The sequence below is a fragment of the Paraburkholderia steynii genome (assembly GCF_900100565.1).
GTDB lineage: Bacteria > Pseudomonadota > Gammaproteobacteria > Burkholderiales > Burkholderiaceae > Paraburkholderia > Paraburkholderia terrae.
On sequence record NZ_FNDI01000023.1, the window covers coordinates 132,024 to 153,809 of the forward strand.

A 21,786-nucleotide genomic window follows, 5' to 3' on the forward strand; every position below is an offset into this window, starting at 1 on the left:
TCGCCGGTTGAAAACCCGGCAAATCACATTCGACGTTCAGCCTGGCGCCGCGCGATGGCGCGCGAGAAACCGGTCCAGTTGCCCCGCGAAGGTCTTGCTGTCGCGCGGACTGAAGGGCGCTGGACCGCCCGTATCGACGCCCGAGCTGCGCAGTTGATCCATCACGGTACGCATGGTCAGGCGTTCCTCGATATTCTCGCGGCTGAACCAGCCGCCACGCGGATCGAGCACGAAGGCGCCCTTCTCGAGCGCAGCGGCGGCAAGCGGTATGTCCGCGGTAATCACCAGGTCGCCGGCCACGGCCAGTTCGACGATGCGGATATCAGCCGCGTCCGCGCCCGCCGGTACTTGCAGTGACTTGATATACGGCGAAGGCGGCGTCTGCAGATACCGGTTCGCCACGAGCGTCACACACACTTCGGCGCGACGCGCGGCCCGAAACAGCATGTCCTTGATGACAACCGGGCAGGCGTCTGCGTCAACCAGCACTTGCATCTTGTAGCTCCCAATCACTGCATCGCTTCCGTCTGAAGTTTTTCGAGGTCAGCATGGGCCTCGTCGACCCGACCTTGCGATCAGTCGCAAACATACTACTTCAAAACATAAAGGCCACTCGACAAAGCGCACGTGTCGACGACAGCGCGCCAGAAAAATAGCAAGACCGCTGCTATCCACACGCCCCCTGAGCGCGCCGCAACGAAGGCGAATAGCTGAACATGCCGATGCACACGTCCGTCAGAAACTCCGCATCGCGCGGCAGCATGATCGAATCGCGTTCCAGCAGCCAGTCTCGCAGCACGCCGCCAAGGAACGCATGCACGACGCTCGACGCACGCTCGGTATCGAGATCGAACGGCAGTTGACCTCTCGCGATTGCATTACGCAAACCGCGCTCGAGATACATCCTGCCGTTACGCGCCGCGTCGTGTTGCCGCTCGATCACCAGCACCATGTCTTTTGTATTTTCGCACTTCGTGAACAACACTTCGAACACGCGGCGGCTGTGCGGCTCGACCACGGCCTTACCGAGGAAATACACCAGCAGTTGCCTGATCCTGCCGAGCGGGTCCGGCTCCGTGGCATCCGCGGTCGCTGCAACGAGCATTTCCATCGGCAGCATCACGCGGTTCGTCATCGCGACGAACAGATCGCTCTTATTGCGGAAGTGCCCGTATATCGCGCCACGCGTACACCCCGCACGCATCGCGATGTCCTCCAGCGACGTGCGGGACACGCCATGCTCCGCGAACAGCCGCTCGGCTGCATCGAGAATCTGGTCGCGCGTTTCCCGCGCCTGTTGTCGTGTTCGCCTCATCGGTCGTTGTACCGGTTCGAGACTGGCCAGGAAGCGCCGCGCGCGGCAAGTGTTCGTTCGTCAAGCTGGTGCCCCCGTCCCTGGCGTACCGCCGGGCGGCGGTCCGTCGGGCGGCGGACCGTCCTTCGGCGTGCCATCTCCGTGTCCACCCGAGCCATCGCCGCCGTCGCCGCCGTGATGCGGCATCTTGTGCGACACCTCGTCGAGCTTGTCGCCGAGCAGGCGACGCACGACCACATAGAACACGGGTATCAGCAGCAGACCGAGGAACGTTGCGAACAGCATCCCGCCGATCACGCCCGTGCCGATCTCGTGACGTGAAGAGGCGCCCGCCCCCGTTGAGATCACCAGCGGGAACACGCCGAGAATAAACGCCATCGACGTCATCAGGATCGGACGCAGCCGCAATCGGGCCGCCGTCAGCACCGCGTCGCGCAGTGTCATTCCGCGTTGCTGCCCCTCCACCGCGAACTCGACGATCAGGATCGCGTTCTTCGCCGCGAGACCGATCACCGTCACAAGACCGATCTTGAAGTAGATGTCGTTCGGCACGCTGAAGGTCAGGCAGAACGCGAGCATGCCAAGCATGCCAAGCGGCACCACCAGCAGCACCGACGCGGGTATCGACCAGCTCTCGTACAGCGCCGCGAGACAAAGAAACACCACCACGATCGACAGCGCCATCAGCGTGGTCGCCGACGATCCCGACAGCAGCTCCTGATACGACTGCCCGGTCCAGTCACCCGCGAAGCCTCGCGGCAACTGATGGTTGATGATGTCGTTGAGCGTATCGATCGCCTGCCCCGTCGAGTAACCGGGCGCGGAGTTGCCGACGATCTCGATTGCCGAATAGCCGTTGTAGCGCGGCAGCACCGTCGGCCCAAACGCCCATTTGGCATTCACGACGCTGGCGAGCGGCACCATGTTGTATGGCGCAATCGACGTATTGGCGGGCGACGGATCGACGGGTGTGACGAAGCCGTTCGAGCCGACGGCCGTGCCTGCGGTTCCCGTCGTGCCCGAATTGCTCTTGCTGGACGACGCCTGACTCGACGACCCGCCGGCCGCAAAAACACTCGGCGTATAGAGGTGCTGAAGCGCGTCGAGCGACATCCGGAACGGTGCATCCGCCTGGATATAGACGCGCTTCACGCGGCCGCCGTACGTAAACTGGTCGATGTAGAACGGCGCGAGTTCCATCTCGAGCGTCTGATACACATCCGTCAGCGACAGGCCCATCGCCTGCGCCTGCGTGCGATCCACCGCGATGTCGAGTTGCGGCGAGTTCGGCAGCGAGTTCGGCCGGATGCCGAACAGCACGGGACTTTTCGCCGCGCTGGTGAGCAGCGTCCGCTCCGCCTCGCCGAGTTCAGCGCGCGATTGCCCCGAGCGCGCCTGCAGATACATGTCGACGCCGCCGAACTGGCTCAGGCCGCGAATGGTCGGCAGGTTCACCGCGAAGATCTGCGCGTCGGGGATCGACGACAGAATACGGTTGATCTGCGGGATCATCTGCATTGCCGTTTCGGAGCGGTCCTTCCAGTCAGACAGCTTGATGAACGACATGCCGACGTTTTCGCTCGTACCGACAAAGCTGAAACCCTCGGGCTGGAAGATGCCGACGATGTCCTTGCCGAGCGGGCTTTTGGCGAGCTTGTCGCGCAGCTCGGCCATCACGTGATCGGTGCGCTGCAAGGTCGAACCGGATGGCAGGTTGACGAGTGCCAGCACGAAGCCCTGATCTTCGTCGGGCACGAAGCTGGTCGGCAACTTCGTGTACAGGAAGCCCGTCAGCACGAGCACGATCGCGAATGCCACCATCCAGCGCGGCGCGTGATGCACGGCCTTGCCCACATGGCTGAGATAGTGCTTCGTCGTCCAGTCGAAGGTCCGGTCGAACCATCGATAAAACGCGTTCTTCTTCGTCTGGTGTTCGGTCCGGAGAATGGCAGCGCACAGCGAAGGAGTGAACGACATCGCCAGAAACGCGGAGAAACCCATCGACACCGCAATCGTCAGCGCGAACTGCGCGTAGATGATGCCCGTTGCGCCAGGCTGGAGCGCGGACGGCACGAACACGGCTGTCAGCACCACCGTGATCGCGATGATGGCGCCCGTGATCTGATTCATCGCCTTGCGGGTCGCCTCACGCGGCTCCATATGCTCTTCGCTCATGATGCGCTCGACGTTCTCGATCACGACGATCGCATCGTCCACCACGATACCGATTGCGAGCACCATGCCAAACAGCGTCAACTGGTTGAGCGTGTAATGCAGCGCGGAAAGACCGATGAAGGTGCCGAGCAATGCAACAGGAATCACGAGCGTCGGAATGATCGTCGCGCGCAGGTTCTGCAGGAAAACCAACATCACGAAAAACACCAGCAGGATGGCCTCGATGAGCGTGCGGATCACGTCCGTGATCGATGCGGTGATAAAGGGCGTGGTGTCGTACGGCACGCTCCATGTGACGCCTTCCGGCAGATCGCGCGCGAGCGTATCCATCGTCGCCTTCACCGCTTTCTCGACCTTCAGCGCATTCGCGCCCGGCAGCAGGAACACGGCAAGGCCGCCGGCTGGCTTGCCGTTGTACACGGGTGCCTGTCCGTAAGTCTGCGAGCCGAACGAGATGCGCGCCACGTCGCTCAGTTTGACCGTGGTGCCATTGCTGTTCGATACGACGATGATGTCGCGGAACTGCTGGAGCGACGAAAAGAGACTGTCGCCGGAGACGGTTGCCGTGAACACCTGGCCCTTCACGGCCGGATCGGCGCCGAGCGAACCGGCCGCGAATTGCGCGTTCTGTCCGCTCACGGCGTTGAGCACCTGTGTGGTCGACAGGCCGTAGCTCTGCAGCTTGTCGGGATCGAGCCAGATCCGCACCGCGTATTCCGAGCCGAGCAGCGTCGTGTTGCCGACGCCCGTCACCCGGCCGATCACGGGCTGGATCTGCGACGCGAGTATGTCAGAGAGCCGTCCCGCGTCGATCGACGCATTGTCCGACTGCAGCGCGATGAACAGCAGAATGTCCGGGCTGGATTTCGCCACGATCACGCCCTGTTGCGTCACCTGCGAAGGCAACAACGGCTGTGCGAGCGTGACCTTGTTCTGCACCTGCACCTGCGCAATGTCCGGGTTGGTGCCCGTCGCGAACGTGAGGATGATCTGCGTCTGGCCGTTCGAGCTTGACGTCGAGCTGAAGTACAGCAGATTGTCGATGCCCGTGAGCTGCTGCTCGATCACCTGCGTCACGGTCGATTCCATCGTCTGCGCGCTCGCGCCCGGGTATTGCGCCGTGACAGTCACTTGCGGCGGCGCGATGTCCGGGTACGAATCGATCCCCATGCTGCGCACGGCGATGATGCCGAACAGGCAAATCAGGATCGCGATGACCCACGCGAAAACGGGGCGGTCGATAAAGAAACTCGGCATGAGCGGTCTCCTACTTCGCCATGCCGGCCGAAGCCGCTGCGGCCGATGATGCCGCCGCGCCCGGAGAAGAAGCCGCCGCACCCGATGAACCGGGCGACGCAGCAGCTGGCGGCTGCCACGCGACGGTCTTGACGGGCGCCCCTTCATGCGCAAACTGCACGCCCGTCACGATGACCTCGTCGCCATCCTTCAAACCGTGCGTCACGATCCAGTTGTTGCCGAGGCTATTCACCGTCTCGACATCCCTGCGCGCCACCTTGCCGTCTCCGCCGACCAGCAACATATAGCCGCCCGTCGTATCGCGCAGCAAGGCCTGCTGCGGGACCAAGAACACATCGTTCTGCCTGCCGAAATCGACCGTCAGCGAGACGAACATGCCGGGCAGCAAACGCCGCTGCGGATTCGCGACCAGCGCGCGCAGATTGACGGCGCCCGTCGATGCGTTCACCGTCACGTCGGAGAAATCGAGCGTCCCCGCGCTGCCGTACGCCGCGCCATTGGGCAACGCGATACGCACCGAGACCTGGTTCTGCTGCGACAGGTCGACGGTGCCGCCCGTTTGCGATTGCTGCAGCGTTGCGAGATCGGCCGAACTGATCGTGAAGTTCACGTACATCGGGTCGATCTGCTGGATCGTCGTCAACAGTGTGCCGTTGCCGCCCGAGTCGGTCGTGCTGCTGCCGACTACCGCGCCCGCCGTCACCTGCTGCTGGCCGGCGATGCCGCTGATCGGCGCCGTCACGCGCGTGTAATCGAGCGAGATGCGCGCGCTCTGCACAGTCGCCTCGTCGGCCTTCACTTTGGCGGCCGCGCTGCGCTCGGCGGCGTCGGAGTTGTCGACGGTTTGCTGCGAGATCGAACCGACGGGCAGCAGCTTGCGGTTGCGCTCGGCGGTGATGTGATCGTTGATGTAGGTCGCGCGGTCCTGCGCCAGAATCGCGAGATCGTTGTCCAGCTGCGCGCGATAGAACGTCGGATCGATCTCGAACAGCAGTTGTCCCGCGCGCACCTGCGAGCCTTCCGCATAGTTGCGCTTGAGCAGCACGCCCGAGACGCGCGCCGTGACGTTCGCGCTGTAGTAAGGCGAAAGCCGCCCGACAAAGCGGCGTTCTAGCGGCACCGACTGCGCTTGCACCTTCACCGTCGAGACCTGCGGCGGGGGTGGTGGCGGCGCCTTTTTCGAGCACGCGGCGAGCACGATCAGACACAGACATAACAACGACACGCGTTCCAAACGTGACTTCATGAGAACTCCGTTGTTGCGTGACACTGGCACGCGCGGGCTGCATGTGTGCATGCCGGCGCTCCCGTGTCGGGTGAATCGTGTTGAACTGCGTGCGCGTCAATGCATCAGTCGTGTCGAACGTGTTCAGTCGGCGGCGCTGGTGGATTGCTGCGCGACAGGTCGACCAGCGCTTCCCGAAGCCGGCGATGCCGCCTCGGCGTCATCGCGCTGCCAGCCGCCACCGAGATTTTTCACGAGCAGCACGTGATTCTGCGCGAGCAAGGCCTGCGTATCGCGCAAGCTCTGTTGCGCCTGGATCAATGTCAGCCGCTGATTCAACACGTTCTGCTGGCTGACTGCGCCGGCATTGAACTGTGCCTCTTCGCTCGCGAACAATCGCGCGTTGCTGTCGAGCACACGTGCGAACGCGCTTTCCTGCGCCCGCAGATGATTCATCGACGACAGGCTGTCTTCCACGCTCTGGAATGCCGTAAGCACCGTATTGCGGTAGTTGGCCACGTCTTCGTCATACGTGGCGCGCGCCTGGTGTACGGCAGCCGTACGCGCGCCGCCGTCGAAAATGGTTTGCGCCAGATCCGGCCCGAGCGTCCAGAAGCGGTACGGCACGGTGAACAGATGCGCGAGCGAGCTGTGCGCGAAGCCGCCTTCAGCCGAAAGCGTCAAGGTCGGAAAGAACGCGGCTTCGGCCACGCCGATACTCGCATTCGCGGCAGCCGCCGTGCGCTCGGCGCTGACCACGTCGTAACGCCGCTCGAGCAGTTGCGAAGGCAGCGACGTCGGCACGGCGGGCGCCATGAAGTGATAGTCGGGATCGGGCGGAATGCTGAACGACTCCGGCGGCACGCCCGCCAGCACAGCGAGCGCGTGCTCATCATGTTCGCGGTTGATTTCCGTCGTCTGCAGATCGGCGATGACCGTTTCCAGATCTTCTTGCGCGACCAGCACGTCGTCGTTGGAGGCGCCGCCCTGGGCGTAGGCCGTCTGCACGATCGCGAGGATGCGCCCGTAAGCGTCCAGCTGTTCCTTCAGCGCGCGGATGTCGTAGTCGGCTTGACGCAGCTGGAAGTAATCGGTCGCGACGCTGGCCGCAATGGAAATGCGCTCACCCGCGAGTTGCGCGTCCGACGCCTGCGCGTTGGCCTTTGCTTCCTCGATCTGACGACGTATCTGGCCCCACAGGTCCAGTTCCCAACTGACGGCCCCGAGCGCGACGACGCTGTTGCCCGCTCCGCCCGCCGCCGAGGTCGACGTCGACGCCCCGGACCCACGGCTCGCGCTCAGCGCGGCGACGTTGCCGCCCGAGCGCGCGCCGGACAGACCGGCCGTCACGGTCGGAAACAGGCCCGCACGGTTCGCCTCGACCGTCGCGAGCGCGAGACGATAGGCGGCCTCCGCCGCGGCGATCGACTGATTCGCGCGCAACGCCTGATCGACGAGGTCGTTGAGCTTGTCGTCGCCGTACATCCGCCACCACGTACTGTCGATCGCGGCTTGCGGGTTCGCATCGGCGCGCTGCCAGTCGACGCCTTCCTTGAATCCTTCCGGAATCTGCGCTTCGGGCCTGCGATAGTCCGGGCCCATCATGCAAGCGGTCAGCGACATGACAACGACGAGCATGACGCCGCCTAGCGCCGCGATTCGCCATTGGGTTCTTTCACACCGTGCGCGCACACCACTCGACGCACGCGAAGCTGTTTTCATGCATGTGCCTCCATTGACTGGATCGGCATTCCGACAAACGCGATTTACTTCGTATGACTAATTTAATTGAATGAAAACCGACAATGTTTTGAAAGCTTTTTTCACCGGGTCAAGCACCCTGCGGTGAAAATCCTGACCGCCTGCTTCGCGATCAATTGACGTCTCGCTGCGCTCGGTCGCCGCGCGCCCATGAGCAGCATTCTGGCGCGCACGCCGCCTAGCACCAGATGCACGAACTGCTCGGTGGCGAGTTCGACGTCGTCGAATTCGAGCTCACCGTTTTCGACCGCTGCGCGCAGATAGCCTTCGAGCGGTTCGATGCCGATCAGCCGTCCACGCTCCTGATACAGCCCGGCCGAGAGCGCGGGAAAGCGGCGTGTCTCGACCAGCAGCACCCAGTACAGTTGGGTCATTTCATCGCGAGTGCCGATGTCGAGCAGGTGCAGCGCCGCTCTCTCGAGCACGTCGACCGGTTCGCCGCCACTCGTGACGATGTGCCGGAGTTGCTCCTGCCAGGTCCGCCCCAGCGTTTCCAGAATCGCGCTAAACAACTGCTCTTTGCTGCCGAAATGACAATAAAGCGTCTTCTTCGCCACGCCCGCATCGCGAGCAATGTCGTCAAGACTGGTCTCCCGGAAGCCAACCGTCAGGAAGCGCTTTTTGGCGCTCGCGACCACGGCGCGAAGCCGAGCCTTCGACTCGTATCGCGTCAAGCGTCCACCCGGCCCGTGCTTGCGATCTGGATTCATGGCGTCCGAAAACGTGCCGTATGGAAACTCTACTGGCGAGTTTCCACTACGTGTCTTCATTATGGGGACGTGCCATGCGCACGCGCCGACGACCACAGCCTCACGCAGTATAGTCAATGAAATCCGCTTGAGGCCTTCGACAAATAACTATTGTTGTTCGTGCAATTGAATCATTAATCGTCACTTCTGGCGACAGAGGTGCATGGAAATCATTCATTCGATCGACTGCTATTGGATAGGCGGTTTTCGCATCGTCATTAAAAGGGCATGGAGATGAATACGACCTATGAGCTTTACGGCGCGCCGACGGGGAACTGCATTCGCGCCGCTATCGCGCTTGAAGAAGCCGGCTTGCCGTACACCGTGCGATCCGTCGATCTTGCGAACGGCGAGCATCGAAGCGCCGCGTATCTTGCGATGAACCCTGCGGGGAAAGTGCCGGTGCTGGTTGAAAGCAAAGAGAACGCGCCGCCCATCGTGATCACGCAATCGAACGCGATCATTCTTTACGCAGCAGAGAGGGCGTCAGGTCGCCTGTTACCGGAAGACTCTCTGGCCCGATCCGTCGTTTATGAGCGATTTTTCTTTTTTGTCACCGACGTGATAGCCGTCAGTCACGCTGCTTTCTTTCTTCGTAGTGCGGGTGCTCCAGCGGGGCAAGCGCTGCTTGTCGAACGGATGCTTACCGCGCTCGAATCGGCAGAGCGGTATGTCAGTGACGAAGCGTATATGGCAGGAAAGACATTTTCGATCGCGGACATCGCGGCCTTCACGATCACTCAGTCGGTCATGTCACAACTGCCGTGGGATCAACTGCATAATTTGCGCCGCTGGTATGAACATGTCGAAGCGAGGCCTGCGCTTACGCGCGGCCTCAAGGTATTCAATGGAAACTGACAATAGATATCAGCCTTTGTTCTTTCCAAAAACCGCGTGCAACTCAAAGCTCGAATCTATCCCGCGTCGTCACATAATCGCTCGCACCGAAACGGCCAACGGGAAAGTAATGCTGCAACCTGACGCGCCACGCCTCACGATCGATCAGTTCGTCCCGCGCGTGCAGCACCAGTACCTTGCCGATGAAGATATGGCGGCTCGTCGTTTCAAGCGTCTCCCAAAGCTCGCATTCGAATGCAACTGGCGCCTGCGCGATGCGCGGCGGCTTGACCCGCGTCGACGCCAGCGCAGTGAAACCCACTTCGTCCAGCTCGCTGACATTCGACGCAAAGCGCTCACCGCAGCGATGCATCTGCTGCGCAATCGCCTCATCGGCGAGATGCACGACGAACTCCTTTTCGCGCGGAATGTTCACCGCTGTGTCCTTTAACGTGCCATCCGTCAGCCGGTTGATGCTGATCATCACGATGGGCGGCTCCTCGCCCAGCATGTTGAACATCGAGAACGGCGCGGCGTTCACTGTGCCGTCCACGCCGAGCGTCGTCACAAGTGCGATGGGTCGAGGCACGATCAAACTTGCCATCAGTTTGTAGCGCTGGTACTCGGTGATCGCTTCGAAGTCGATTTCCATGTCACTCCATCGCGGTTTGTCGATCCGGTTCGATGCCAAGCAGTTGTGCAAGCCGCTTCTTGCCCGGCATGCGCGACGTTTCGATGCGCGCCTCCAGACTCTGGAGATGCGCCGTCATATGCGCAATCGCACCGTCGGCGTCGCGTGCTTCCAGGCAATCGAGGATAGCGGTGTGCTCGTCGTGCTCGCACGGCGCGTTGCCCACAGGCTCGTAAGCACCGACGATCAATGAGCAGCGCGAAATCAGTTCGGTGAGATAGCGCTCGAGAATCGGGTTACCCGCCAGCGCCGCGATGCGCAGATGAAACTCGCTGGCAAGCCGCGCCCATGACGGCTGATCGAAGCGGTGCATCGCCTCGTGCTCGTCGGCAAGCTGATTGCGCAGTGCGCCGATATCGTCGACGCTCGCGCGTTGCGCCGCGAGTTCGACCAGCGCGCGTTCCACCGCGCAGCGGGCCTCGAAAATCTCGCGTGTTTCTTCGCGCGTCGGCTGCGCAATGACGGCGCCCTTGTTCGGACGCAACACGACGATGCCGTCGTGCGCCAGTTTCTCCAGCGCGCGCCGCACCACTGCGCGCCCGACGCCGAACAGCTCGCACAGTTCCGGCTCGGGCAGTTTGGTGCCCGGCGTAAGCCTGCGATTCAATACGCCTTCGAAAATCGTTTGATAGATACGCCCGTCCGCGTCCGCCCGCTCGCGCTTCGCGTGTTTCGCGGGCCTCATACCCGCTTGCACGGCACTCATGCGGCTTGCGCCGCAACGGGCACGGCTTCTTCTGCATGTCGCGCGATGGCGCCGGGCGTCGTGAGCCAGATGTCGTCGCGCGCACTGGCGATATGTGCGAGCGCGCGCCGCAAGTGCCGCAACCGGTACGCCTGCCCGACGATGTACGGATGCAGCGCGATGCCCATTACGAGCGGCTGCGCAGTGCGCGCGCGCTGCGTTTGCTCAAGCATCTCGTCGAACTGGTCGATGATCATGTCCGCGAAATCGCGCATGTCCATTTGGCGCGCCATGATCATCGGCAGATCGTTCAACTCTTGCGGGTACGGAATCGACCACAGCGGCCCGCCCTTCGTTTGCATACGCACAGGCCGGTCGTCGTGACACCAGTTGAGCGTGTAGCGATACCCCGTCTCGGCAAGCAAGTCCGGCGTGCGGTGCGATTCCGAGATCCACGGCGACAGCCATCCCGCCGGTTCCGCGCCCGACTGTTCGATCATGCGCGCGCGGCAATGCGCCAGCAGCGCGCGTTCGCCGTCCTCGTCCAGATCGCTCTGGCGCTGCGCGTTCGTGTGGCCGTGCGCGATCAGTTCGTCGCCGCGCGCAGCACAGGCTTCGATGAGTTCCGGGCAGTGATCGTAAAGCGACGTGTTGATGAGCGTACCCGCTGGCATGTCGAGCGAATCAAACAATTCGATGCAGCGCCACGCGCCGACGCGATTGCCGTACTCCCGCCAGCTGTAGTTCAGCACGTCCGGCTGCGGAGACAGTGGCCCCAGCGCCGCGCCCAGGCCCTCGCCGAAGGCGAAGTGTTCCAGGTTGAAGCCGAGATAGACCGCTAGCCGAGCGCCGTTCGGCCAGTGGTAGGCATCGCCCTTATGTATCGGCTGATAGCCGAAGCGGCCATGTGTTGTCAGTGCATCGAATGAACCGGACGGCTCGCGCTTGAAGTCGTTCATTGTCGGGTGTGAATGATCCGATTTGGTTAGGTTGTGCCCCAATCCGAACGAAACCTGCACTGCGATTGCACACGCAACCAACTCGCAAGTGCTGACGATCGAGGTCCTCAATCGTGTGCAATATGCGCGCCAACCTGTCGACACGCGTTGCCAGCGGGCGTTGCGGCACTCGTGCGAGTACGTGCTGACGGCGGACGAAACAGCGAATGGCATATGACTTGCAGAAGCTCCCGGCTGCATGCGTCGTGCGCCGTATTCCATTCGCGTCATCTGACAGGACACACCTTCATGGTTCAGCCGGCATCAACCGTGGTTCATGCAAACCCCGCCGACATCGAGCTGGTACACGTTTCGAAGCGTTATGGCGATTCGCTCGCCGTCGATGCCATCGACCTGCGCATTCCCGGCGGCGCGTACTGCTGCCTGCTTGGCCCGTCGGGCTGCGGCAAGACTTCGACGCTGAGGATGATCGCGGGTCACGAGTGGGTCTCCGAAGGCGACGTGCTGATCGGCGGGCGTAACGTGACACTTGAACAGCCCGCGGCGCGCGGCACGGCCATGGTGTTTCAGAGCTATGCGCTGTTCCCGCATCTGTCCGCGCTCGACAACGTCGCATTCAGTCTGAAGATGCGCGGCGTCGCCAAAGAGGCGCGCCGAAAGCGCGCGGGTGAACTACTCGAACTCGTCGCGATGTCCGCCTACGCGAACCGCCGGCCCGCGCAGCTTTCAGGCGGCCAGCAGCAACGCGTCGCACTCGCGCGCGCGTTGCTCAACGAACCGCGCTGCCTGCTTCTCGACGAACCGCTGTCCGCGCTCGATCCGTTTCTGCGCGTACAGATGCGCGCCGAACTCAAGCGCTGGCAAAAGGAACTCGGCATCACCTTCGTCCACGTCACCCATTCGCAGGAAGAAGCGATGGCGCTCGCGGACCTCGTGGTGGTGATGAGTCACGGTCATATCGAACAGACGGGCACACCGTTCGAAGTCTTCAACCGGCCGCGCACAGAATTCGTCGCGCGCTTTCTCGGCGGCCATAACGTGCTTGGCGCGAAGGGTGGTCTCTTTACCGTGCGCGCCGACCGCTTGCGCATCGCGCCGCAAGGCGTCACGCCGGGCACGAGCGCGGGCGAAAGCGGCTTGAGCCGCATCGGCGGCCTCGCCTGCACGGTGCGTGAAGCCGAATATCAAGGCACGCATTTGCGCATCACGCTCGATCCGCAGGATGGCTCGCCCGCGCTCGTATCCCTGATGAGCGACGCCGACTACGATCCGCAACGTCTCGGACCGAATGCGCGCGTGACGGTCTGGTGGGACGAGCAGAACGCCCATCCGCTCGCAGCCTGAAAGTTACAACGACAACGCAACGACAATTTCTTTAGAGGAGAAAGGCAATGAACGACGACAAAGTGGCCGCAAACGTGCAACAGACTGGAGAAGAGACTGTAGGCAAAGGTTTATCGCGCCGCACGTTCATCAAGGGCGCGGTCGCGGCTGCGGGCATCGCCGGTTTCCCGTACGTGCATGCACAAGAGAAGATCACGCTGCGTTATCTCGGCACTGCCGTCAACCAGAGCGCGGACATTGCGAAGAAGTTCAAGGAAGACACGGGCATCGAGATTCAATACATTCCCGTGACTACCGACGACGTCACCAAACGCATCATCACGCAGCCCAACTCTTTCGATATCGTCGACACGGAGTACTTCTCGCTCAAGAAGCTCATCCCGGCGGGCACACTCGCGGGCATGGACGCCAAGCGCATCAAGCTCGCCGACAAGATCACGCCCGTGCTGACGAAGGGCGAAGTGGACGGCAAGAAGATCGGCGATCAAGGCACGGCGCCGAAAAAAGTGATGTTCCTCAAGGGCGCGCGTTCGACCGAATTCTCCGCGACGCCGACCGAGTGGATGACGCTGATCCCCACCACGTATAACGCCGACACGCTCGGCATTCGGCCCGACCTGATCGCACGGCCAGTGACGACATGGGCGGACCTGCTCAATCCGCAATTCAAGGGCAAGGCGGCGCTGCTCAACATTCCCGCCATCGGCATCATGGACGCCGCGATGGCAATCGAAGCGATGGGCCGCGTGAAATACGGCGACAAGGGCAACATGACCAAGGCCGAGATCGATCAGACCATCAAGATCCTGATCGAAGCGAAGCGCGCTGGCCAGTTCCGCGCGTTCTGGCGTGACTTCAACGAGAGCGTGAACCTGATGGCTTCGGGTGAAGTCGTGATTCAGTCGATGTGGTCGCCCGCGGTCACGAAGGTCCGCACGATGGGTATTGCCTGCAAGTTCCAGCCGCTGAAAGAAGGCTACCGCTCGTGGGCGTCCGGCTTCGGCTTTCCGCGCTCGCTGCAGGGCAAGAAGCTCGATGCCGCGTATGAATTCGTCAACTGGTTTCAGGACGGTTGGGCTGGCGCTTATCTGATGCGTCAGGGTTATTACCCCGGCGTCACGGAAACGGCGCGCACGCATATGCAAGCGTACGAATGGGACTACTGGATGGAAGGCAAACCCGCGGCGCAGGACATCAAGGCACCCGACGGACAGTTGCTCGAAAAAGCGGGCGCCGTGCGCGACGGCGGTTCGTACAACCAGCGCATGGGTGCAATCGCATGCTGGAACGCCGTGATGGACGAGAACATCTACATGGTGCAGAAGTGGAACGAATTCATCGCGGCATGACAGTGCATAAAAACACGCGCGGAGTGTGAAGATGGCCTCGGTCGAGTATCTCCAGCAGGCGAAGCCAACGGCCGTGCGCCATCGGCGTGTGAGCGCGTGGCTGCAAGCCACGCCGCTCACGGTCACGTTCGCGCTGTTTTTTATCGTGCCGCTCGTGATCACGTTGATCGTCAGCTTCTGGGACTTCAACGAGTATCAGATCATCCCGGCGTTCACGCTGAAGAACTACGCGGCGATCTTCGACGGTTGCACGTCGTTCACGGACGTTTGCGTCACGTTCAAGACGTATTGGTCCACGCTGAAATTCTGCGCGATGGTCTGGGCGGTGACGCTCGTGCTCGGTTTCACGATTGCGTATTTCCTCGCGTTCCATGTGCGTACGACGGCGATGCAGACAGTCCTGTTTCTCGTCTGCACGATTCCGTTCTGGACGTCGAACGTGATCCGCATGATCTCGTGGATTCCGCTGCTCGGTCGCAACGGGCTCGTCAATCAGGCGCTGATGTCCGCGCATCTGGTGGACCAGCCGCTCGAATGGTTGCTGTATTCGAACTTTTCCGTCGTGCTGGCGTTCGTGCATCTCTATACGTTCTTTATGATCGTCCCTATCTTCAACGCGATGATGCGTATCGACCGGTCGCTGCTCGAAGCCGCGCGCGACGGCGGTGCGAGCGGCTGGCAGGTGATCCGCGACGTCGTCCTGCCGTTGTCGAAGACGGGCATCGCGATCGGCTCGATCTTCGTCGTCACGATCGTGATGGGCGATTTCCTCACGGTGGGCGTGATGGGCGGACAGCAGATCGCATCGGTCGGCAAGATCATCCAGGTGCAAACGGGCTACTTGCAGTTTCCCGCCGCTGCCGCCAACGCGATCATTCTGCTCGCGGTGGTACTTATGATCGTGTGGGCGCTGACGCGCGCCGTCGACATCAGAAAGGAACTCTGACATGAGTGTTTCGCTCAGGCATCGCGAGCGCCGGCCCGCGAGCTTCTACTGGCTCGCGTTGCTCTTCGGCCTCTTTGTGCTGTTTCTGTATGGCCCTGTGATCACGATTTTTATTCTGTCCTTTCAGGGCCCGGAAGGCGGGCTGACTTTTCCGATGCGTGGCGTCTCGCTGCACTGGTTCGAGGTCCTGCGCAACGGTGTGGGTGATATCGATATCTGGGCCGCGTTCGGGCGCTCCGTCAAACTCGCGATTGCTGTCACAGTGCTGACGGTGCTGTTCTCGGTGAGCGCGGGCCTCGCGTTCAGGCGGCGTTTTCGCGGCGATACGGCCGTGTTCTACGTGTCGGTTGCGAGTCTCATCATGCCGTCGATAATCGTATCGCTCGGCATTGGGCTGACCTTTCGTCTGCTCGACACGCTCATCAAGTATCTGGCCAACGCGTGGGGCTTCCAGTCGTTCGCGGATAGCTGGACCACGTCGATGGGTCTCTACACGTCGGCGCTCGGCGCGCATCTTACGTGGACGTTGCCGTTCGGCCTGCTCGTGATGTTCGCCGTTTTCAACCGCTTCAATCCCGCGTTCGAGGAGGCGGCGCGCGATCTGGGTGCCTCGCCGTGGCAGTCGTTCCGAAATGTCGTGCTGCCTATCATCGGACCTTCCGTGATCGGCGTCGCGATGTTCGGCTTTACGCTTTCGTGGGATGAGATCGCGCGCACGTCACAGGCAATCGGCGATCAGAACACGTTGCCGCTGGAATTGCAGGGTTTGACTACCTCAGTTACCACGCCTGTCATCTACGCGCTCGGCACGATGACGACACTAATCTCGCTTGCAGTGATGGTGGGCGGATTGCTCATCGCGAGATCGCTTTCGCGGAAGCGGGCGACTGCGGGTTGATGCGCCGCACGGTGTTGCGCGGCGCTCTATCGGCAAGTTTAGAAGTGCGCCACCAGTTCCGGCACACGCGCTCCCGTCAGAAACGCGCGCACGAGTTCGTGCGCCTGTGCCTTGTGCGCTGCCTGCCATGCAGGCGCGAGCATTTCAGTGTCGAACATGCGTGAGAGCGTGTACGCATTGGACTTGTGAAAATACGCGAGGCTCACGAGCGTCACGTACATATGCAGCGGATCGATCCCCTCGCGCAACTCGCCAGCGGCCTCGCCGCGTTCGATCAAGGTGCGCAGCTTGTCGAGCACGGGCGACGACATCGCGGGAATGACCTTCGAGCGTTTCAGGTAGCGCGCCCGATTCAGGTTTTCCCACGAAAGCAGACACAGCAACTCGGGGTGCGCTGAAAAGTGCCCCTCTGTGAAATCGTAAAGCTGCAAGATGCCCGCTGCGGGGTCGACGATCTTCTCATCCAGCTCGACGGCTAGCTCCGCTTCGCGCAGCTTCGCCAGCACATGCTCCAGCACTTCGACATACAGCATTTCCTTGCCGCCGAAGTAGTGGTAGATCATCCGGATATTGACCTTCGCGCGACTCGCAATCCCTTCCACGCGCGCGCCGCTGAAGCCCTTGTCGGCGAACTCCTTGATGGCGATCCGGAAGATGCGCTCGCGCGTCTTTGCCGCAAGTTGCTGGCGACGCGTGGGCTCGTCCTTCACCGTTCGGGCGGGTGCGCTTGGTGCAGAGGCGTTGCGTGGCATGGTGTCGATGAATGGATGAAGAATGGCGCGGCGAATCGTTATGGTACTCCGCCGCGCCCCCGGCGCTCTCGCGCTCAACGCCTGAACGGCTGGGTGAGCGCAGGCGGCGCGGACTGCCGGCCAATCAGTCCCGCCACGGCCACGAGCGCCAGCAGATACGGCAGCATGATGAGCAACGCCGTCGGCACATGCAGGCCGAACATCGGCAGTTGAAACTGCATCGCCGTCGCTGCGCCGAACAGCAGGCACGCGAGCGCCGTGCGGCCGACCTTCCAGTTGCCGAAGATGATCGCCGCAATGGCCAGATAGCCCGCGCCGTTGGTCATGCCTTCCGTAAAGGTGTGAATGTCGCCGATCGAGATGAAGCATCCTGCCGCTGCCGACATCACGCCCGAAAACACCACTGCGCCGTAGCGAATCCGCGCAACACCGAGACCCGACTGATCGACCGCGCGAGGCGCAACACCCGTCGCGTGCAGCGCGACGCCCAACGCGGTATAACGCATCATCACGTAGGTTCCGATCAGCACCGCAAGCCCCGCATACAGCAGCCACACTTGCCCGAATATCGGCTCGCCGATCACAGGCAGCGTGCCGAGCACAGGCGGCGACCAGTGCGCAAGGCCCGGAATCACCGCGCTCGAACGCTCGCCGAAGATTTCGCGGTAAGCGAGTGTCGTACCGCCGAGCGCCAGAATGTTGATGCCGATGCCCGTCACGATCTGGTTCGCGCGCATCGTCACGCTCAGGAATGCCTGCAGCAGCGCGAGGGGAATCACGCCGAGCATGCCGCACAGCAAACCAATCGATGGATTGCCCGTCAGCCACGAAAAAGTCGCGCCCAGAAACGCGCCCGTCAGCATCATGCCTTCGACGCTCATGTTGAGCACGCCCGCGCGCTCGCTCACGAGTTCGCCCGTGGACGCGAGCATCATCGGCGCAGCGAGGCGGATCGACGCGCCCGCAAAGACTGCGAGAAGTTCGAGATTCATTGGCGTGCGTCTCCCTTGTCGAGCCACATCGCGCCGCCCGCGAGCGCGATGGTGACGATGCCCTGCACGATCAGCACGAGCGCGGAAGGCACCTGCGCGACCATTTCCATGTTGATGCCGCCCGAGCGCAGAAAGCCGAACAGCAGCGCCGCCGCGAATACGCCCGTGATCGAGCCGCGCGCGAGCAGGCCGACCACCAGACCGTCGAAGCCATAGCCTGACGAGAAACCCGCTTTCAACGAGTATTGATCGCCTTGCAGCATCAACGCGCCGGCAAGCCCGCTGAAGGCGCCTGCAAGCGCCAGCGCGCCGACAATCGACGACGTGATCGGCAGACCCGCGCGCCTCGCCGCGACCGCATTGAGGCCCGCAGCCCGCAACGAGAGACCGAAGCGCGTGCGGGTGAGCATGAAGGCAGAACCGATCGCCAGCGCGATCGTGACGGGCAGACCGATATTGAGGTTCATGCCGCTCGCGGCGAAGATGGCGGGGAGTTTCGTGAGATCAGGAATTTCGAGCGATTCGGGTAAGGTCGCGCCGTTCGTCATCGGCTGGCGCAGCAGCGCTTCGCTCTGCACACACCAGTAGAGCAGCCACACGGCGATGAACGACAGCAACAACGTGCTGATCACTTCGTTGGTGCCCGCCTTCGCTTTCAGCACGCCGGGCACGCCGCCCCACAGCGCGCCCGCAGCGGCGGCGCCGAGCATCGGCACAATGAACGACAGGCCGAACGGCAAGTGCGCGCATCCGCCGTAAAGACTCAGCGCCGTCGCGACGATGCCGCCGATCGCAAGCTGCCCTTCACCGCCCACGTTGGTAAGCTTCGCGCGGTTCGCGATCACGAAGCCAGTGCCGACGAGCGCGAATGCGAGGCTGCGATTGATCGACGCGCCGATTGCATACGGCGAGCCCCATGCGCCGTCGGCGAAGGCCGCGAGCGCATCGCCGATGGGTACGCCCATCAGCGCGATCAGCGCGAGCGCCGCCAGCATCGCGAATACGACGGCCCCGGCGATCACGCACGCGACTCGCACATGCGGCAGGCGCGTACGCCAGCCTTGCGCGTCAAGCGTCGAGCCGAACAGGGTTTGCACCTTCATCTGCGGATTCATGCAGGTTCTCCCGAGCCCGCCATCCAAGCGCCAATGCGGCCGCGATTGCTCGCCTCGGGCGTACAGGTGCCCATGACGCGCCCGCGATACAGCACGACGATGCGATCGGCGACGCTCATCAGTTCGTCGAGTTCGGAGGAAATCAGCAACACGCCCACGCCGCGATCGCGCGCGGCGCGGATGTGTGAATACACGGCGGCGACCGCGCCTACGTCGAGGCCGCGCGTCGGTTGCGCTGCGAGCAGGAACAACAGAGGATCGAGCGTCAGTTCGCGCGCCAGAACAGCCTTCTGCTGATTGCCGCCCGACAGGCCGCCGAACAGCGCGTCGGGGCCGCTTGCGCGCACGTCGAAGCGCTGCATCAGGTCGAGCGCGGCGGCGCGCATGGCACGGCGGCGCAGAAAGCCAGCGCGCGTATAGCGGTCGAGATGATTGAGCAGCAGATTGTCGGCGACGCTCATCCCCGTGACGCAACCCACCGCGTGCCGATCTTCGGGCACGATGCCCACGCCTGCTTGCGTCAGCTCGCGCGGCGTCGCATTCGTCATGTCGCGCCCGGCGATAAAAAAGCGTCCCGCCGACGCGCTCGTCATGCCCGCGAGCACCGCGCCGAGTTCGCTCTGTCCATTGCCTTCGACACCCGCAATGCCGACGATCTCGCCACGATTCACGACGAGCGTACAGTCTTCGAGGCGCGTGACGCCTTCTGCATCGCGCGCGCTCAGACCGTCGATCTGCAATACCTCTTCGGCGAGCGGACGCGAGTACGGCGAGCGCGTACTAACGAGTGACAGACGGCTCGTCAGATCACCATCGTCCTCATCACCGTCTTTACCCGGGCGATGAATCATCGCATACACGAGCCTGTCGATTTCGCCCGAAGGCGCCGCCGAACGCGCCACCACGCGCCCCGTTTGCAGCACCGTCGCATGCGTGGCGATCCGGCAAATCTCTTTCAGCTTGTGCGTGACGAGCACCACTGCGCAGCCGCGCGCAGCGACGCGCTCGCAGGTGTCGAGCAACGCGTCGATCTCGGCGGGCAACAGCACGGCAGTCGGCTCGTCGAGCAGCAAAAGACGCGGCTCGCGCATCAGGCATTTGACGATCTCCACGCGCTGCCGCTCGCCCACCGACAGATCAGCCACCTTCGCTTCGAGCGACAGTTCCAGCCCGACACTCGCCAGCACTTCACGCAATCGCGCCGCTTCGCGCTGCCGGTTCAGCCAGCCGCGCGCCTGGCCAAGCAACAGATTGTCGAGCACGCTGGCATCATCGACGAGGCTGAAATGCTGATGCACCATCGCGATACCGTGCGCCAACGCCTCACGCGGATTGCGCGGACGATAAGGCGCGCCGTTCACCTGCATCGCGCCCGCATCCGGCTGGTGAACGCCGAAAATCACGTTGCACAGCGTCGATTTGCCTGCGCCGTTCTCACCGAGCAGGCAATGCACGTCGCCCGGCATCAGATCGAGCGACACGCCTTCGAGCGCGGTGAACGCGCCAAAATGCTTGCCGATGTTCGTCAGCGAAAGAATCGGCTCGGCACGCGCGACGGGAGAAGCGAGCGTGCTCATCCTTCGGATACCTTGATCTTGCCACTCAAGATGTCGTCTTCGATCTGCTTGAGCTTCGCGTCCATCGCGGGCGTCGATTTGCAGATCACCATGCTGGAAGCCTTCGGTCCCATCGCGAGGCCGAAGGCCTTGTAGCCCGGCTGCCATTGGCCTTTCTCGAGTTGCTCGATCGCGTACTGCGCCTGGTAGCCGACACCCGTGATGCTGTACGCCACGTACAGCGGGTCGGTGCCGCAACGGTCCGTATAACTGCCGATAACGTGCGTGTTCTTTTCCTTCGCCGCCTGCTCCAGTCCGCGCAGCCCGAGGTTCAGGATGTGATAGTGGACGTCGGCGCCTTGCGCGATGGCGGCAGCCGTCGCTTCGCGAGCCTTGGCGACGTTATCGAAGTCGCCCGTGTAGCTCTCGAAGTACTTCACCTTCGGGTTGATATAGCGCGCGCCGTTGCCGAACTCCTTGCCCGCGTTGACGATAGACGGAATCTCCATACCGCCCACGTAGCTCACCGCGCCGCTCTTCGACATCATCGCTGCGGCCGCGCCCGCGACGAATGCGATCTCGGCCTGCTTCACGTCGTACCCGGCGACGTTGGGCGGCATGTTCTCACCCTTGTTGCCGCCCACCACCGAGAACTTCACATTGGGAAAGCGCTTGGCGATCTTCAGCACAGCCGCTTGCGTCTGTCCGCCAATGCCGATCACCAGCTGATTCTTCGACGCGAGATTGGTGAGCGCCTGCTCCATGTCCGCGTAGTTGATGTTCTCGATGATCTGCGTCTTCAGCTTCGGGCCGAATTCCTTCTGTGCGGCGACGACGCCGTCGTAGCCCGATTCCATCCAGCCCTTGTCCGTCTTCGAGCCGGGAATCAGCACGCCGACGCGCATCGCGTCATCGGCGGCGTGCGCCGCGGGAATGAAGAACGACGGCGCGGCGAGTGCGACGATTCCCGCCACGACGAGCGCGCGAGCCACGAGCCGACGGCGCAGTTTTCCGTGCGATGCCTGTTGCGAACCGATCATCATTGGCACTCCTTTTGCGTTGGATTTGGGTAAGTAGGTTATTCATGACTGAAATGCACGTTGCAACTTCGATGCCAATGCGCGTTCGATCCCGTCGGAACGCTTCCGCGTTTTCGCTTCGACGGGCGACATTGGCGACG

19 protein-coding genes are annotated in these 21,786 nt (G+C 62.5%); 5 read left to right on the forward strand and 14 right to left on the reverse strand.

From position 1 onward, the window contains the following. Positions 1–36: 36 nt before the first annotated feature. From BLT65_RS32840 to BLT65_RS32865, 6 genes are all read right to left on the reverse strand, one after another. Complete coding sequence (locus tag BLT65_RS32840) at positions 37–495, reverse strand: YaiI/YqxD family protein (RefSeq protein WP_042306692.1); 459 nt, start codon at positions 493–495, stop codon at positions 37–39. A gap of 172 nt (positions 496–667) precedes the next feature. Then, positions 668–1,315: a TetR family transcriptional regulator gene (locus BLT65_RS32845; RefSeq protein ID WP_091786021.1), complete on the reverse strand. Its 648-nt coding sequence runs from the start codon at positions 1,313–1,315 to the stop codon at positions 668–670. A gap of 60 nt (positions 1,316–1,375) precedes the next feature. Beyond that, positions 1,376–4,747, reverse strand: coding sequence for an efflux RND transporter permease subunit (locus BLT65_RS32850; protein WP_091786024.1), 3,372 nt, complete (start codon positions 4,745–4,747; stop codon positions 1,376–1,378). 10 nt (positions 4,748–4,757) lie between these two features. Beyond that, on the reverse strand, positions 4,758–5,993 hold the full coding sequence (locus BLT65_RS32855) for an efflux RND transporter periplasmic adaptor subunit (protein WP_042306790.1): 1,236 nt from the start codon (positions 5,991–5,993) through the stop codon (positions 4,758–4,760). Positions 5,994–6,116: 123 nt separating this feature from the next. Continuing rightward, positions 6,117–7,694 (reverse strand): efflux transporter outer membrane subunit, encoded by a 1,578-nt coding sequence (locus BLT65_RS32860; protein ID WP_042306689.1) that lies wholly within the window; start codon positions 7,692–7,694, stop codon positions 6,117–6,119. A 101-nt stretch (positions 7,695–7,795) separates the two neighbouring features. Beyond that, positions 7,796–8,371, reverse strand: coding sequence for a TetR/AcrR family transcriptional regulator (locus BLT65_RS32865; RefSeq protein ID WP_233446682.1), 576 nt, complete (start codon positions 8,369–8,371; stop codon positions 7,796–7,798). 345 nt (positions 8,372–8,716) lie between these two features. On the opposite strand from BLT65_RS32865, the gene BLT65_RS32870 reads away from it, so the two are divergent. After that, on the forward strand, positions 8,717–9,340 hold the full coding sequence (locus BLT65_RS32870) for a glutathione S-transferase family protein (RefSeq protein ID WP_091786117.1): 624 nt from the start codon (positions 8,717–8,719) through the stop codon (positions 9,338–9,340). 43 nt (positions 9,341–9,383) lie between these two features. Here BLT65_RS32870 and BLT65_RS32875 read toward each other — a convergent pair whose 3' ends face one another. The 3 genes from BLT65_RS32875 to BLT65_RS32885 are packed head-to-tail and all read right to left on the reverse strand — an operon-like array spanning position 9,384 to position 11,654. Then, complete coding sequence (locus BLT65_RS32875; protein WP_091786027.1) at positions 9,384–9,971, reverse strand: flavin reductase family protein; 588 nt, start codon at positions 9,969–9,971, stop codon at positions 9,384–9,386. Position 9,972: 1 nt separating this feature from the next. Then, positions 9,973–10,716: a GntR family transcriptional regulator gene (locus tag BLT65_RS32880; RefSeq protein ID WP_091786030.1), complete on the reverse strand. Its 744-nt coding sequence runs from the start codon at positions 10,714–10,716 to the stop codon at positions 9,973–9,975. Next, positions 10,713–11,654, reverse strand: coding sequence for a polysaccharide deacetylase family protein (locus BLT65_RS32885; RefSeq protein WP_091786033.1), 942 nt, complete (start codon positions 11,652–11,654; stop codon positions 10,713–10,715). The genes BLT65_RS32880 and BLT65_RS32885 overlap by 4 nt, the downstream gene beginning before the upstream one ends. Positions 11,655–11,942: 288 nt before the next feature. Between BLT65_RS32885 and BLT65_RS32890 the strand changes: the two genes are divergently transcribed. The 4 genes from BLT65_RS32890 to BLT65_RS32905 are packed head-to-tail and all read left to right on the forward strand — an operon-like array spanning position 11,943 to position 16,191. Next, positions 11,943–12,998, forward strand: a complete 1,056-nt coding sequence (locus BLT65_RS32890) for an ABC transporter ATP-binding protein (RefSeq protein WP_091786036.1) — start codon at positions 11,943–11,945, stop codon at positions 12,996–12,998. 47 nt (positions 12,999–13,045) lie between these two features. After that, a complete protein-coding gene (locus BLT65_RS32895; protein WP_091786039.1) occupies positions 13,046–14,347 on the forward strand; it encodes an ABC transporter substrate-binding protein in 1,302 nt (433 codons plus the stop codon). Positions 14,348–14,378: 31 nt separating this feature from the next. Next, a complete protein-coding gene (locus BLT65_RS32900) occupies positions 14,379–15,293 on the forward strand; it encodes an ABC transporter permease (RefSeq protein WP_091786042.1) in 915 nt (304 codons plus the stop codon). 1 nt (position 15,294) lies between these two features. Then, positions 15,295–16,191, forward strand: a complete 897-nt coding sequence (locus BLT65_RS32905) for an ABC transporter permease (RefSeq protein ID WP_079503318.1) — start codon at positions 15,295–15,297, stop codon at positions 16,189–16,191. A 38-nt stretch (positions 16,192–16,229) separates the two neighbouring features. On the opposite strand, the gene BLT65_RS32910 is transcribed toward BLT65_RS32905, so the two are convergent. From BLT65_RS32910 to BLT65_RS32930, 5 genes are all read right to left on the reverse strand, one after another. Further along, a complete protein-coding gene (locus BLT65_RS32910) occupies positions 16,230–16,943 on the reverse strand; it encodes a TetR family transcriptional regulator (RefSeq protein ID WP_091786045.1) in 714 nt (237 codons plus the stop codon). A gap of 74 nt (positions 16,944–17,017) precedes the next feature. Continuing rightward, a complete protein-coding gene (locus BLT65_RS32915; protein WP_007584696.1) occupies positions 17,018–17,935 on the reverse strand; it encodes an ABC transporter permease in 918 nt (305 codons plus the stop codon). Beyond that, positions 17,932–19,050 carry an ABC transporter permease gene (locus BLT65_RS32920; RefSeq protein ID WP_091786048.1) on the reverse strand — a complete coding sequence of 373 codons (1,119 nt, stop codon included), beginning with the start codon at positions 19,048–19,050 and terminating at the stop codon, positions 17,932–17,934. Before BLT65_RS32920 ends, BLT65_RS32915 begins: the two co-directional genes overlap by 4 nt. Then, positions 19,047–20,627 carry an ABC transporter ATP-binding protein gene (locus tag BLT65_RS32925; RefSeq protein WP_091786052.1) on the reverse strand — a complete coding sequence of 527 codons (1,581 nt, stop codon included), beginning with the start codon at positions 20,625–20,627 and terminating at the stop codon, positions 19,047–19,049. The genes BLT65_RS32920 and BLT65_RS32925 overlap by 4 nt, the downstream gene beginning before the upstream one ends. Then, the gene (locus BLT65_RS32930; protein ID WP_079491411.1) at positions 20,624–21,649 is read right to left on the reverse strand and encodes a BMP family protein; all 1,026 of its coding nucleotides are present in this window, start codon (positions 21,647–21,649) and stop codon (positions 20,624–20,626) included. Before BLT65_RS32930 ends, BLT65_RS32925 begins: the two co-directional genes overlap by 4 nt. Between the last annotated feature and the right edge of the window lie 137 nt (positions 21,650–21,786).